Consider the following 13,970-nt stretch of genomic DNA (forward strand, 5'->3'; position numbering starts at 1 on the left):
ACGGTACAACGGCGATGGAGGGAGCGTCACGGCCATTGCGGTGCGCAGGACGGACAAGAACGCTTTAACTGAACTGTTCGCGGTACTGGGCGGGGGTCAAACCCAGTTTTTCACTGAACAGAAAACGCATGTGCCGCACGCTGCCGAAGCCGCTCTTGTAGGCGACAGTCTTGAGCGGCAGGTCACTGGTTTCCAGCAGGTTCCTGGCGCAATCGATGCGCGCGCTTTGCAGAAACTCCATGGGCGTAATGTTCACTTCCCGGGCAAACACCCGAGCGAAATGCCGCGCACTCATGTTCACCAGGCTGGCCATGCGTTCGACGCTGAAGGCTTCATCAAGGTGTTCGAGCACATGGTTCTGCACCCGGGTCACCGGCGTTTCCTGGGGTGCCACCGCAGCCATCAATGGGCTGAACTGTGCCTGTCCGCCCTGGCGTTTCATCACCACCAGCAATACCTTGGCCACGTCCTGGGCGATTTTCTTGCCGTGATCCTGAGCGACCACCGCCAGTGCCAGGTCGATACCGGCGGTGACCCCGCCAGAGCTGATCAGGTTGCGATCCTCGACGTAAATCTGATCGGTCTTCACCGTCGCCTTGGGGAAGGCTCGAATCAACCGCTCCGTGTAATGCCAGTGAGTCGTCACCCGATAACCGTCCAGCAAACCGGCATGCCCCAATATGAACGCCCCCGTGCAGATCGAGCCATAACCGGCCGACCGACTGACGGCACCCCGCAGCCAGTCGAGCAACAGTGGATGTTTTTCGTTGTAGGCCCCCGGACCACCCGGCACCAGCAGCAAGTCATAGCTGTCGCAGGCCTGGTCTATATGCACATCGGCCTGAACGCTGACGCCGTTGGATGCGCGCAACGCGCCATGTTCGGTGCCGATCGTCGACAGCTGATAACGGTCGCCCGGCTCCAGATAACGGTTGGCGATGGAAAACACCTCCATGGGCCCGGCCATGTCGAGCAGGAGAAAGTCTGGAAACAGCACCATTGCCACGGTTTTCATGGGTTGGAAATCACTGATATCAAAGAAATAGGAAACGTAGCGTCAGCACTGAACATTATGGCCATTTGTAACAACAAGAATACATGAACCCGCTCACATAACTGTCAACCTGATCGAGACAGTATTTCAATTTTCATCTACTTATTGCACTCGCCGGTAAACATTAACCTTCTCCTCACTCGGACGAACTCTCGTCCCAAACAGGAGATTTCATCATGCTGACCCTTCGCAAAGCCTCTGATCGCGGCGCGGCCAATCACGGTTGGTTGAAGTCGTTCCATACCTTTTCCTTTGCCAACTACCGCAATCCGCGGGAGCAGGGTTTTTCCGACCTGTTGGTGATCAACGATGACCGCGTGGCAGCCGGTAAAGGCTTTGGCCAACACCCGCACCGGGACATGGAGATTTTCTCCTATGTGCTCGAGGGTGCCCTGGAACACAAGGACACTTTAGGCACAGGTTCGGTGATCCGCCCCGGCGACGTGCAATTGATGAGCGCCGGCAGCGGCGTGGCCCACAGTGAATACAATCACTCGGCGACCCGGCCGGTGCACTTCCTGCAAATCTGGATCGTACCGGACGTCAGCGGCGCCAAACCGCGTTATCAACAAGAGCACTTCAGCACGCAGAAGAAACGCGGTCGCCTGCAACTGATCATCTCCCCCGATGGGGCCAACGGTTCGCTGCGGGTGCGTCAGGATGCCCGGGTCTATGCCGGCCTGATCGACGGCAAGGAAACCGCCAGCCTCACGCTCGCCGCCAATCGCTACGCTTATGTGCATGTGGCTCGGGGCAATGTCGAACTCAACGGCGTGCAATTGCAGGAAGGCGATGGTGTGCGTGTTCGGGATGAACAGGCGCTGACCTTGAGCAACGGCGTGGATGCCGAAGTGCTGGTGTTCGATCTGCGTCCTCAAGAGCTGCCGGAAATGCCATGAACGTAACTTGCCTGGGGGGCGCTGTGCCCCCCCGGGCTTCACTCATTGGAATGTGAAAACACTTCGACAGGGACAGCCAAAGAAAGACTTTTCTTTGGACGAAAGAAAATGGACCTCTTTTCAGAGATCCATTTTTTAATGCTTGGAGCGGGAAACGAGACTCACATCTCGCGTCCGACGAATATCGGCCACCGCAGGCAACTCTTCGGGCTGGTAGACCATGAACAGATACTCTCCAGCCCTCTACCGCTCGGGATCGATGGCCGCTCGGATACAACCCACATAAGGAAGTTTCAGCCTTCCTCGTTCAAACCAACCTACGTCGCCATAACCGACACACGCGCAGACGGCTACCAAGACTACACGACCAGCGAGAGCCAGGGCGTCATCGCCAACTTCGGTTATCGCCTCAACCTAACCTGGAAACGCGTTTCTACCTACGCTTCCGCCAGACTGACAATGATCTCGCCGGGGGGTGACCAAACGCTGCTCGAGCACGACCCACACGCAGCCAACCCCACTTACGTGGCACGGAATGAGAGCCGTGAGAAACAGATACGACGCCGATCCTTACGCCCTGTTCGGCGCGACCCTGCGCTACAACGCACACAAGCGCGACTGGCAGACCGGGCTACGACAACAAAGGCCAGGACGCGGTTCGGTAAACGCAGGGGACGGCCTGGCGATGGATGGGGTATCGTGGAGTCTGCGCTGAGGCCTGCTGGCGATCGGTCAATTGATCCCCCCTACCTTGCCAGCACTGCTGTCCCAGCCACCTCCCAAGGCTTTATAGATCGCGACGATTCCACGGTACTGATCTGTTTCACCCAAGGCCTGGGCATCTTCGGCGTTGAGCCGCTCGCGCTGCGCATCCAGCAACACCAGATAATCCACGGTCCCTTCCTTGTACTGGATGGCCGCGAGGTCAGCGGCGGCGCGGCTCGACTCACTTTGCCTGATCAACGACAACAACCGTTGCTGACGCTTGCCATAGTCGCTGAAGGCGTTTTCAGACTCTTCAAGCGCCAGCAGCACTTGCTGCTCATAGGTGGCCAGGGCGCCTTCGGCATTGGCGTCGGCACCACGGATGCGCGCCCGCACGCTGCCCAGGTCAAATGCCGCCCAGGTAATGCTCGGACCCAAGCTCCAGGCCCGGGCGGCGCTGGAGCCAATCTGTGAACCACGGCCGGCGGTGAAGCCGAGGAAGCCGCTCAGGCTCACCCGCGGGAACAAGTCGGCAGTGGCCACTCCGATTTCAGCCGTGGCAGACGCCAGCCTGCGCTCGGCGGCGAGCACATCGGGGCGCCGGCGCAGCAGTTCGGCGGGATCACCGATCGGCAGCGCCTTGGCGATGGCCGGCAACTCGGCGGGACTCAACGACACGCTCAAGGCATTCGGGCGCTCGCCCAGCAGCGTGGCGATGCGGTTTTTCTGCCGCACCTGCTCCGCTTGCAGTTGCGGCACCGTAGCCTCGACCGCCGCCAGACGCGCATCGGCACGCACCACATCGAGTTCATTGCCCACACCGGCGTCCCGCAGGCTGACCGTCACGGCACGGGAATCCTGCTGGTTCTTCAGGTTGGCCAGGGCGATTTTTTCCCGCAGTTGCGAGCCCCGTAGTTGGCCATAAGCGTCCACCAGTTCGGCAATCATGGTCACGCGCAGCTGATACAAGTCCGCTGCGGCGGCGTCTTCCTGGGCATCGCTGGATTCCAGTTGACGCTGGATCCGCCCAAACAAGTCGACTTCCCAGGCCATGTCCAGGCCCAGGTCGTAGCGTTCCTGATTGACGCGGCTTTCGGTCTGACCGGGCACTTGCCCCTTGCCCTGCTGGCTGCTGACGCGGCTGGTGACAACCGGCAAATTGTCGTTGCTGACGTCATCCCGAATCGCCCGGGCCGCTTTCCAGCGGGCAAAGGCGACGCGCAGATCGCGGTTGCCTTCCAGGGATTTGCTCACCAATTGGTTGAGCGTGGGGTCATCGAACTGCTGCCACCACACCGTTTCAAACCGCGATTGATCGTAGTGCCCGCCCTGGACCGACACGACAGTGGCCGGCGCGGTATCAGGGGTTTTGTAATCGGGGCCCACCGTACACGCGGCGAGCGCGACGACCAGAAGGCTGGGTAAAAAAAGCTTCAAGGTGTTCATTAATGAGCCTCCGGATTCACTGCGTTTGCCTGGTGAGCCTTGGTAACTTTTCGCGCGTTTTTGCGCTCGATGGCACGACGAATCAGCACGAAGAACACTGGCGTCAGCAACAACCCGAAGAAGGTCACGCCGAGCATCCCGGAGAACACCGCCACCCCCATCGCCCGGCGCATTTCCGAACCGGCACCTGTAGAGGTCACCAGCGGAATCACCCCCATGATGAAGGCGAAGGACGTCATCAGGATCGGCCGCAGCCGCATGCGGCAGGCGTCCAGCACTGCATCCAGCGGGGACATGCCCTGCTCCTGTTTGTCCTTGGCGAACTCGACGATCAGGATCGCGTTCTTGCAAGCCAGGCCGACCAGCACGATCAGGCCGATCTGGGTGAAGATGTTGTTATCGCCCTTGGAAATGATCACCCCGGCAATCGCCGACAGCAGGGTCATTGGCACAATCAGGATCACCGCCAATGGCAAGCTCCAGCTTTCATACAACGCGGCCAGGACCAGGAACGCCAACAGCACGCAGAGTGGGAACACCAGCAACGCGGTGTTGCCGGACAGGATCTGCTGGTAGGTCAGGTCGGTCCATTCGTAGGTCATGCCGTTGGGCAGCTCTTCTTTGAGCAGCTTTTCAATCGCCGCCTGGGCCTGACCGGAGCTGTAGCCCGGCGCGGCGCCGCCGTTGATTTCCGCGGTGATGAAGCCGTTGTAGTGCATGACCCGATCAGGCCCCGACGTCGGGCTGACCTTGACGAACGTGGCCAGCGGGATCATTTCGCCTTTGTTGTTACGCACTTTCAACTGACCGATCTGCTCCGGTTCCTGGCGGAACTGCTGTTCGGCCTGCACGTTGACCTGATAGGTCCGCCCGAAACGGTTGAAGTCGTTGGCATACAGTGAGCCCAGGTACACCTGTAATGTGTCGAAGATGTCGTTGATGGCCACGCCATGGATCTTGGCTTTTTCCCGATCAATCGCAGCGTCGACCTGCGGCACGTTGACGGTGTAGCTGGTGAATAAATTGGCTAGCTCCGGAACACTGCGGCTCTTGCCGATGATGTTCATGGTCTCTTTGTACAGCTCTTCGTAACCCAGGTTGCCCCGGTCTTCAATCTGCAAACGGAAACCGCCGATGGTACCCAACCCTTGAACCGGAGGCGGCGGGAACACTGCAATGTAGGCGTCCTGAATCCCGCCAAACTTGGCGTTCAGCGACGTGGAAATCGCCCCGGCTGACAGACTCGGATCCTTGCGTTCATCGAACGGCCGCAAGCCAATGAAGGCGATGCCGGCGTTCGGGCTGTTGGTGAAGCCATTGATCGACAGGCCCGGGAACGCCACGGCGCTGTCGAAACCCGGCTCGTTCATGGCGATGGTGCTCATGCGCCGGATCACCGACTCGGTGCGATCCAGGCTGGCCGCATCCGGCAGTTGCGCAAAGGTCACAAGGTACTTCTTGTCCTGGGTCGGTACGAAACCGGTTGGCGTGGTGCTGAACCCCATGTAGGTCATCGCGATCAGGCCGGCATAGACCAGCAACGCCACGCTGCTGCCCCGAATGATCTTGGCCACGGCAATCACATAACCATGGCTGGCCTTATCGAAGAAGCGGTTGAAGGGTTTGAACAGCCAGCCACCGAGCAGGCGATCCAGCACTTTGGAGAAGCGGTCCTTCGGCGCGCCGTGGGCCTTGAGCAACACTGCGGCCAACGCCGGCGACAAGGTCAGGGAATTGAACGCCGAAATCACGGTAGAGATAGCGATCGTCAACGCAAACTGCTTGTAGAACTGCCCGGTCAAGCCCGAGATAAAGGCAGCGGGTACGAACACCGCACACAGCACCAGCGCCGTGGCGATGATCGGACCGGTCACCTCGCCCATGGCTTTTTTGGTCGCCTCGACCGGTTCCAGCCCCGACTCGATGTTCCGTTCGACGTTCTCCACCACCACGATCGCATCGTCGACCACGATCCCGATCGCCAGGACCAGGCCGAACAGCGACAGCGCATTTAATGAGAAGCCGAAAAGATGCATCACGGCAAACGTACCGATCAGCGACACCGGCACCGCGACCAGCGGAATGATCGAGGCACGCCAGGTTTGCAGGAACAGGATGACCACCAGCACAACAAGGATCAGTGCTTCGAACAGCGTGTGAACCACCGCCTCGATCGAACTGCGCACGAAGATCGTCGGGTCATAGACGATCTCGTAGTCCATGCCTTCCGGGAAGCTCTTCTTCAGCTCCGCCATCTTCGCCCGCACCTGGTTGGAGATGTCGATCGCATTCGAGCCCGGACGCTGGAAGATCGGCATCGCCACCGCTTCCTCGTTGTTGAGCAAGGCACGCAAGGCGTACTGGTTGGAACCCAGCTCGACCCGGGCGATGTCTTTCAGGCGAGTGATCTCGCCGTCCGGACCGCTGCGGATAATGACGTTCTCGAACTCTTCTTCGCTGACCAACCGCCCTTGGGAGTTGATCGACATCTGAAAGCTCGTGGCATTCGGCGCAGGCGGCGAACCCAGTTGCCCGGCAGCGACCTGGCGGTTCTGCTCGCGCACCGCGTTGACCACATCGGTTGCGGTCAGATTGCGCGAAGCGGTCTTGTTCGGATCGAGCCAGATACGCAGCGAGTAATCACCGATACCGAACATCTTCACATCGCCGATACCGTCCAGGCGCGACAGCTCATCCTTGACGTTGAGGATCGCGTAGTTCGACAGGTAGAGCATGTCGTAACGCTTGTCCGGCGACACCAGATGCACCAGCAAGGTCAGCTCGGGAGAGGCCTTGTCGACGGTGATGCCGATACGCGTCACTTCCTCGGGCAGCTTGGGTTCAGTGCGAGTCACACGGTTCTGCACCTGGACCTGGGCGTTGTCCAGATCAGTGCCCAGGGCGAACGTCACGGTGAGGGTGAGCCGGCCATCCGCCGTAGATTGTGAGGACATGTACAACATGTTCTCGACGCCGGTGATCGCCTGCTCCAGTGGCGCCGCTACAGTTTCACCGATAACTTTCGGGTTGGCGCCGGGGTAGTTGGCGTGAACCACCACGGTCGGTGGCACCACTTCCGGGTATTCGCTGATCGGCAACTGGAACAGCGAGATCGCGCCGGCAATCAGGATCAGCAGCGACAGCACCGCCGCGAAGATCGGTCGCGTGATAAAGAACTGAGAAAACTTCATGTCGGTGCTCCTTATCCGCGAGGTGCGGCGGCTGATTCCGCTTTCACCAGAGCCGGTGCCTGGGCGGAAACCGGCTGGTTGGAAGCTTCAATCGCCTGACGCTGGCGAGCCAGTGTGACGACTGTTTCCGGGCTGGCCATCGGGGCATCCTGCGGATCGATCACCGCGCCGGGCCGCACGCGCTGCAGGCCGTTGATGACGATACGATCGTCTTTTTGCAGACCGCTGCGCACGATGCGCAAGCCTTCAAGTTTCGGTCCCAGATCGACGCTGCGATAAACGGCCTTGTTGTCCTGATCGACCACCAGCACGAATTTTTTGCCCAGGTCCGTGCCCACCGCTTCGTCTTTGATCAGCAGGCCGGGATAGGCGGCGCTGCCCACCAGTTTCAAGCGCGCATACAGACCGGGGGTGTACTGGCCGTCAGCGTTATCGAACACCGCGCGACCGCGAATGGTGCCGGTTTTCGGGTTGACCTGGTTGTCGACAAAGTTCATCTGCCCGAGGTGGCTGTTGCCCTCCTCGTTCGACAGGCCCATGTACACCGGCGTGGCTTGACCGCGCTGCCCCTGGCGGGAAAGCAGGCTGTACTTGAGGAACATGCGTTCGTCCGCATCGAAATAGGCGTAGACCTTGTCGGTGGAGACCACGCTGGTCAGCGGTGTGGTGTCGGCGGTCACGATGTTGCCGGCGGTGATTTCTGCCCGGCTGACCCGACCGCTGATCGGTGCAGTGACCCGGGTGAAACTAAGATTCAAACGTGCAAGATCGAGCTGCGCCTGAATCGCATCGACACCGGCACGGGCTTCCTGGGCGGTGGTGGTGCGGGTGTCGGCCAGCTCGGCAGAGATCGCGTTGCTGCTCAACAAGCGCTGGCCGCGCTGCGCTTCGTTGCTGGTGCGGACCAGGGTGGCGCGTGCCTGTTGCAGTTGCGCCTCGATGCGATGCACTTCGTGTTCGAACGGCCGTGGATCAATCTGGAACAGCAAATCGCCCTTCTTCACCAGCGCGCCGTCAGTAAAGGCTACGCGATCAATCTGCCCGGTTACCCGTGGACGAACCTCGACGGTTTCCGGTGCTTCCAGGCGAGCGGTGACTTCGTCCCATTCGGTGATGGGCTGCTCTAGCACCTTGGCTACAGTAACGTGCGGCGCACCCGGCGCCTGAGCGGCAGAGGGTGCGCGTTCACACGCGGCGAGCGCCAGCAGCGCCAACGCAGCAAGGGGATAACGCAAAGGTTTAAGTGACTGTTCCATAGGTAGTGTCCGCCAGACGGTTTGGGAATTTCCGGATTCTCGGCGTCGCGCGAGGTCGCGACGAATTGAACGGAGTGAAGTTGGCCATCACCAATAATGATGATCATCATGTTTAAGGGCAAAAAAAGGGAGCGATCCCGCTTAAACCTTGGTATTGGTGAGCACGGTACAAACGGAATCCAGCGCCGGCCCCAACGCCTGCGCAGCATTCAACGCTCGCTCAGTGGGCACCATCCGGCGACCGATGCGCTCGAACAAAGGGTCGTTGAACAGCTTGCGCAAACGCACCAGCGCCGCGCTGACAGCCGGCTGGCCCAGGGATAATTGCTTGGCGGCGCGGGTGAGATTGCGTTCCTGGATGAGCGCCTCGAACACCACCAACAGGTTCAGATCGATACTGCGCAGATCATTACGATTCATGAGTCCGGTCCACGTAGAGATTTTCAACTTGAGCCACAGGCTCGGGATCCGCCAGACTTGCGTCGATTCGGGCAAAGCCATTGCAGCGACCTTATATGACGACCATAATAAATACCAGCCTCTCAGCGAAGCTTTTCCCAAGTGCAACCGACCGGGCTACAGGAGCAGTCTCATGAAAGTCACAAAAGACCAGGCCGCAGCGAACAAAGAGGCGATCCTCACGGCTGCGTCCCGGCTGTATCGAGAAAAGGGCATCGATGGCATCGGCATTGGTGAACTGTCGCGCTCGGTGGGCCTGACCCATGGCGGCTTTTACGGACAGTTCCCCGGCGGCAAGGAACAACTGGCCTCAGAGGCCGTCAGCCGGACGTTCGAATCCAATATCCACGACTGGCAAAACGCCAAATCCATTCCCGAACTAATCAAGGGTTACCTGACGCAAGCGCATCGTGATAACTGGACCGAGGGCTGCCCCATCCCCGCGCTGGCCGCCGACGTGGGTCGCACGGGGGGAGCCGTCAGCAGCTCCTTCACCCAAGGCGTCGAGCGTTTGATCGGAACGCTGATGGCACTGGTCGAGGGTGAAACCCATGACGCGAAGCACCAGGAATCGCTGCGCATCCTGTCATCAATCGCAGGGGCTATGCTGATTGCCAGGGCGTTGAACAAGCCTGAGTTATCCGAGCAGTTTCTGCAGTCGGTGATCAGTGCCTGGCCTACTGCTCCCGCATCAAAAGAGCGGGCTGCATAGCGCCATTCAAATTTTTCATATGGGGACAAGCTAAAACCATCCTCAGCCCTGATCGAAGATTCTCGCGAAACACCTCTGAAACGTGGGCGTCTGATCGACTAGCGGCAGATCAAGTTAGATGGCTCGGCGACTACTTGGGTGAGCTGGATTGCAGTATCACCTGCTGGACTGCACTGCCGAACATTCCAATGACGACGCTGAATCCATTGGCATAAACGGCAATGGGAAACTGGTAGAGATACAAGCCCCTAAAGCTCTGACTATTTACTACGCTCAGATCAACTCGCCATTTCGGGAGAAACGTTGTGCGTATTCCGTTGGGCATCAGACAGAGCTTGGCCAAGCTGACGGCCCAAGGCCCAGTTCGTCAGATACAGCTCTCAAGCTATGTGTTCCTGGGCAAAATGGCATAATATGCCAACGATCGAAAATACCTGTTTGCCCTGAGCTGGAGCTAATTATGGCGACGCGAAACGTTGTGCTCACCCCTCACCAGGAACAGGTTATCCATGACCTGGTTCAGTCCGGCCGCTATCAGAATGCCAGCGAAGTGATGCGAGAAGGTTTGCGTTTATTGGAACAGCGTGTCGCCGAAGACGCCGCCAAAATTGAGGCCCTGCGTCAGGCAACCTCAATCGGCATCATGGATCTTGAGCACGGGCGCTTCACGCAGTTGAACGAAGGGGATCTGGAGCACTACCTTGAGGGCTTGAGCCTGGAGGCAACTCTCCCCGCGAGAGAGAAACACTGAGCATGCCGCCGTATCGGATTTCCAACGCGGCGCGCGCCGACATTGTTGACATCCTCAGGCTCTCCCAGACGCAGTTCGGCGATCAAGCACGCCAGCGCTATCAGGCGCTGATCCTCGCGGCGCTGCAAGCTATTGCCGGCACGCCTTATCGGATTGGCAGCCACGACCGCGATGAACTTGCACCGGGCCTTCGCAGCTATCACCTCATCTATTCATGCCAGCAGGCCAAACACCCCCATGGGACGGTCAAAAGCCCACGGCATATCGTGTTCTATCGTGTGGCAAACGACGACGTGATAGAGGTCGTCAGACTCCTTCATGACGCCATGGAAGTGCAGTTGCACTTGCCTAATGACTGATCACCGACCTGGCCTAAAGGCTTAACTGGCCATGAACAGCGAAGGTAAGGCGCCCCCTCTACATCTCAACCTGAGCGCCCTCGCTGTCAGCCGACTCAGCGGCCAATTGAAGCAGGAGGTTCTGGGTCCGACCGGACTATCGAGACCCACGACCAGAACCACGATGTTCAACTTTGCGTACCACTTTCAATGCTGAACAAGCGCTTCTTAGGCGTTTTCCTTCGCCAGGCGCCTGGCATTACGCTCCAGCTGCCGATGGACACGCGGATCGATGCCTCTAGCGACCAGTGCCCTCGCAACATCACGCAGAGCACGAGCATCCTGCAAACCAATTTCAGGATAGGTGTCGCGAGAAATACGGGGGGCTTATCCGCCCAGGAAAAGCGGAAGTGCCAGCCCTTGGCACCTTTCGTATTGAATAAAAAGAGTGAGACCGCCGTAGTCAGGGAGGATGTAGTCCTTCGCACTGGATTTGGCGTGTCAGACCCCGGTATCGGTGAGCCACCGCGGGAAGAACCAAAGAAAGACTTTTCTTTGGACGAAAAAAATGGACCTCTTTTCAGAGATCCATTTTTTAATGCTTGGAGCGGGAAACGAGACTCGAACTCGCGACCCCGACCTTGGCAAGGTCGTGCTCTACCAACTGAGCTATTCCCGCGTCTTGGTGTGGCGCATTCTATACGATCCAGATGCCCCGTCAACCCCTTGATTCAAAAAAGTTTTATTTCTTTTCCGAAGTGGTCTTGAGGTGCGGCCAGGCGGCGCGCAAGTATTGCAGCATGGACCACAATGTCAGTCCCGCAGCAATCAGCAGCAGCGCATAGCCCACCAGGACCCAGAAGCTGAAATCCGAGGGGTTGGCCAGCAAAATAACCAACGCCAGCATCTGCGCGGCGGTTTTCCATTTGCCCATGTTCGATACGGCAACATGCGCGCGAGCCCCGATTTCCGCCATCCACTCTCGCAAGGCAGAGACTACGATTTCACGACCGATGATCACCGCTGCCGGTAACGTGAGCCACAAGTTGGCATGTTCTTGCACCAGCAGCACCAAAGCCACTGCCACCATCAGTTTGTCAGCCACCGGATCGAGAAATGCCCCGAACGGCGTGCTTTGCTCCAGACGACGAGCCAGATACCCATCCAGCCAGTCCGTTGCCGCGGCGAACGCGAAGACTGAACTGGCCGCCATGTAGCTCCACTGGTAAGGCAAATAAAACAGCAAAATGAAAATCGGAATGAGCAGGACGCGTAAGACGGTGATCAGATTAGGGATATTCATCGGCACAACTGGCTACGAGGTGAGTTGGCATTCTACTCGCTGTGCAGGTTTGCATAAATCAACTCAGCGAGCTTTTTACTGATCCCCGGTGCTTTGGCGATCTCTTCGATGCTTGCACGAGACAGCTCCTGCAATCCACCAAAATGTTTCAGAAGCTCGCGCCGACGTTTCGGCCCAACGCCTGCGACCCCCTCAAGCGTTGACGTACGACGGGTTTTGCCCCGCCGCGCGCGGTGCCCGGTAATAGCAAAACGGTGAGCCTCATCACGTATCTGCTGAATCAAATGCAGTGCTGGAGAGTCGCCACGCAAGGTGAACTCATGAGCGGCGTCATTGAGGTAAAGCGTTTCGAAACCGGCCTTGCGCGTCGCCCCTTTGGCGACACCCAGCAAAATCAGATCAGGCACGGCCAGCTCATTGAGTACGTCTCGAGCCATGGACAACTGGCCTTTACCGCCGTCCACCAGAAGAATATCCGGCAGCTTGCCCTCGCCGTCCTTTAGCTTGCTGAAACGCCGAGTCAGCGCCTGATGCATCGCCGCATAGTCATCACCCGGCGTCACGCCTTCGATGTTATAGCGACGATAGTCGGATTTGAGCGGGCCTTCAGGGCCAAAGACTACGCAGGAGGCCACCGTAGCCTCACCACTGGAGTGACTGATGTCATAGCACTCCAGACGCTGCGGTGGCTCGTCCAGACTCAGCACTTCAGCCAGCGCCTCGAACCGCGCAGCAACATGTTGGCGGTTGGCCAAACGGGCGCTCAATGCCTGTTCGGCGTTAGTCACGGCCAGTTGCTGCCAGCGTGCCCGCGTACCACGAACCCGATGACTGATGGTCAGCTCGCGACCGCGCAGCTCTTCGATGGCCGCAATCAAGGCCGGGAAGTCTTCATGGACGACGTTGACAATCAACTCGCTTGGCAAGTCCCGTTCAGGGCTGCTGATGTAGTACTGGCCGAGGAAAGCGGCCATGACCTCGGACACCTCCTCTTCAATACCGACTTGCGGAAAGAAGTTCTTGCTGCCGAGTACCCGCCCGCCACGCACGCTGATCAGGTGAACGCACGCGCCTCCCGGATTGACGAACGCGGCGACCACGTCCACATCACCGGTCCCGCCTTCCATGCTCTGCTGATCCTGGACCCGTCGCAGCAGGGAAATCTGGTCACGCAGTTCAGCGGCGCGCTCGAAGTCGAGCGTGCTCGCCGCCGCCTCCATACCGCCAGACAATTCGTCAGTCAGGGCATTGCTGCGGCCTTCGAGGAACATGACCGAATGGCGTACGTCTTCGGCATAAACTTCAGGTTCGACCAGACCGACACACGGCGCCTTGCACCGCTTGATCTGGTATTGCAGGCACGGTCGTGTACGGTTTTTGTAAAAACTGTCTTCACACTGACGAACCAGAAACGCTTTCTGCAGCAGGCTCAGGCTCTCACGGATAGCGCCTGCGCTCGGGTACGGGCCGAAGTATTTGCCTTTCTGCTTTTTGGCACCACGATGGATGCTCAAACGCGGGAAATCACCATCCGAAAGAAAAACGTATGGATAGGACTTATCGTCTCGCAACAGAATGTTGTAGGGCGGCCGCCACTCTTTGATCAGCGTCTGTTCAAGCAGCAGTGCTTCGGTTTCATTAGAGGTGATCGTTGTTTCGATCTGAGCGATGCGCCCTACCAGAGCGGCAGTTTTAGGCGCCAGGCCGGTCTTGCGAAAATAACTCGCCAGGCGTTTTTTCAGGTTTTTGGCTTTACCGACATAGAGCAGGCGCGCATCGCTGTCGAACATGCGATACACACCGGGGTGCCCACTACAGGTAGATAGAAAGGCACTTGGATCAAACAGGTCTGTCAT

Annotated in this window: 13 protein-coding genes, 1 tRNA gene and 1 pseudogene; 6 read left to right on the top strand and 9 right to left on the bottom strand. The window is 58.6% G+C overall.

The annotated features are described in order from the left end of the window. Window positions 1-64: 64 nt before the first annotated feature. Window positions 65-1,015: a GlxA family transcriptional regulator gene (locus AC07UI_RS14935; RefSeq protein WP_494993211.1), complete on the bottom strand. Its 951-nt coding sequence runs from the start codon at window positions 1,013-1,015 to the stop codon at window positions 65-67. Window positions 1,016-1,230: 215 nt separating this feature from the next. Between AC07UI_RS14935 and AC07UI_RS14940 the strand changes: the two genes are divergently transcribed. The 3 genes and pseudogenes from AC07UI_RS14940 (at window position 1,231) to AC07UI_RS14950 (ending at window position 2,668) form a co-directional block, all read left to right on the top strand. Then, window positions 1,231-1,953: a pirin family protein gene (locus tag AC07UI_RS14940; RefSeq protein ID WP_494993212.1), complete on the top strand. Its 723-nt coding sequence runs from the start codon at window positions 1,231-1,233 to the stop codon at window positions 1,951-1,953. A 318-nt stretch (window positions 1,954-2,271) separates the two neighbouring features. Next, window positions 2,272-2,505, top strand: a pseudogene (locus tag AC07UI_RS14945) (TonB-dependent receptor); the annotation flags it as partial. Next, window positions 2,498-2,668, top strand: a complete 171-nt coding sequence (locus AC07UI_RS14950) for a hypothetical protein (RefSeq protein ID WP_494993213.1) — start codon at window positions 2,498-2,500, stop codon at window positions 2,666-2,668. The pseudogene AC07UI_RS14945 and the gene AC07UI_RS14950, both read left to right, overlap by 8 nt. 17 nt (window positions 2,669-2,685) lie before the next feature. Here the strand turns inward: AC07UI_RS14950 and AC07UI_RS14955 are convergent, their stop codons facing one another. From AC07UI_RS14955 to AC07UI_RS14970, 4 genes are all read right to left on the bottom strand, one after another. Continuing rightward, the gene (locus AC07UI_RS14955) at window positions 2,686-4,104 is read right to left on the bottom strand and encodes an efflux transporter outer membrane subunit (protein ID WP_494993214.1); all 1,419 of its coding nucleotides are present in this window, start codon (window positions 4,102-4,104) and stop codon (window positions 2,686-2,688) included. After that, window positions 4,104-7,295 (bottom strand): efflux RND transporter permease subunit, encoded by a 3,192-nt coding sequence (locus tag AC07UI_RS14960; RefSeq protein ID WP_494993215.1) that lies wholly within the window; start codon window positions 7,293-7,295, stop codon window positions 4,104-4,106. Before AC07UI_RS14960 ends, AC07UI_RS14955 begins: the two co-directional genes overlap by 1 nt. 11 nt (window positions 7,296-7,306) lie before the next feature. Beyond that, on the bottom strand, window positions 7,307-8,551 hold the full coding sequence (gene mexE / locus AC07UI_RS14965) for a multidrug efflux RND transporter periplasmic adaptor subunit MexE (protein WP_494993216.1): 1,245 nt from the start codon (window positions 8,549-8,551) through the stop codon (window positions 7,307-7,309). 141 nt (window positions 8,552-8,692) lie between these two features. Then, complete coding sequence (locus AC07UI_RS14970) at window positions 8,693-8,971, bottom strand: LysR family transcriptional regulator (protein WP_008075261.1); 279 nt, start codon at window positions 8,969-8,971, stop codon at window positions 8,693-8,695. Window positions 8,972-9,143: 172 nt separating this feature from the next. On the opposite strand from AC07UI_RS14970, the gene AC07UI_RS14975 reads away from it, so the two are divergent. The 3 genes from AC07UI_RS14975 (at window position 9,144) to AC07UI_RS14985 (ending at window position 10,832) form a co-directional block, all read left to right on the top strand. After that, window positions 9,144-9,722 (top strand): TetR/AcrR family transcriptional regulator, encoded by a 579-nt coding sequence (locus tag AC07UI_RS14975; RefSeq protein ID WP_494993217.1) that lies wholly within the window; start codon window positions 9,144-9,146, stop codon window positions 9,720-9,722. A gap of 460 nt (window positions 9,723-10,182) precedes the next feature. Beyond that, on the top strand, window positions 10,183-10,473 hold the full coding sequence (locus tag AC07UI_RS14980; protein ID WP_494993218.1) for a type II toxin-antitoxin system ParD family antitoxin: 291 nt from the start codon (window positions 10,183-10,185) through the stop codon (window positions 10,471-10,473). A gap of 2 nt (window positions 10,474-10,475) precedes the next feature. Beyond that, window positions 10,476-10,832: a type II toxin-antitoxin system RelE/ParE family toxin gene (locus tag AC07UI_RS14985; RefSeq protein WP_494993219.1), complete on the top strand. Its 357-nt coding sequence runs from the start codon at window positions 10,476-10,478 to the stop codon at window positions 10,830-10,832. Window positions 10,833-11,039: 207 nt separating this feature from the next. On the opposite strand, the gene AC07UI_RS14990 is transcribed toward AC07UI_RS14985, so the two are convergent. From AC07UI_RS14990 to uvrC, 4 genes are all read right to left on the bottom strand, one after another. Further along, window positions 11,040-11,189, bottom strand: coding sequence for an integrase arm-type DNA-binding domain-containing protein (locus AC07UI_RS14990; protein WP_494993367.1), 150 nt, complete (start codon window positions 11,187-11,189; stop codon window positions 11,040-11,042). Window positions 11,190-11,414: 225 nt separating this feature from the next. Further along, a tRNA-Gly gene (locus AC07UI_RS14995) sits at window positions 11,415-11,490 on the bottom strand. Between the two features lie 63 nt (window positions 11,491-11,553). After that, window positions 11,554-12,114: a CDP-diacylglycerol--glycerol-3-phosphate 3-phosphatidyltransferase gene (gene pgsA, locus AC07UI_RS15000; protein WP_494993220.1), complete on the bottom strand. Its 561-nt coding sequence runs from the start codon at window positions 12,112-12,114 to the stop codon at window positions 11,554-11,556. A 32-nt stretch (window positions 12,115-12,146) separates the two neighbouring features. Further along, window positions 12,147-13,970: an excinuclease ABC subunit UvrC gene (gene uvrC / locus AC07UI_RS15005; protein ID WP_494993221.1), complete on the bottom strand. Its 1,824-nt coding sequence runs from the start codon at window positions 13,968-13,970 to the stop codon at window positions 12,147-12,149.

The organism is Pseudomonas sp. GW821-FHT04C07, from assembly GCF_059420325.1.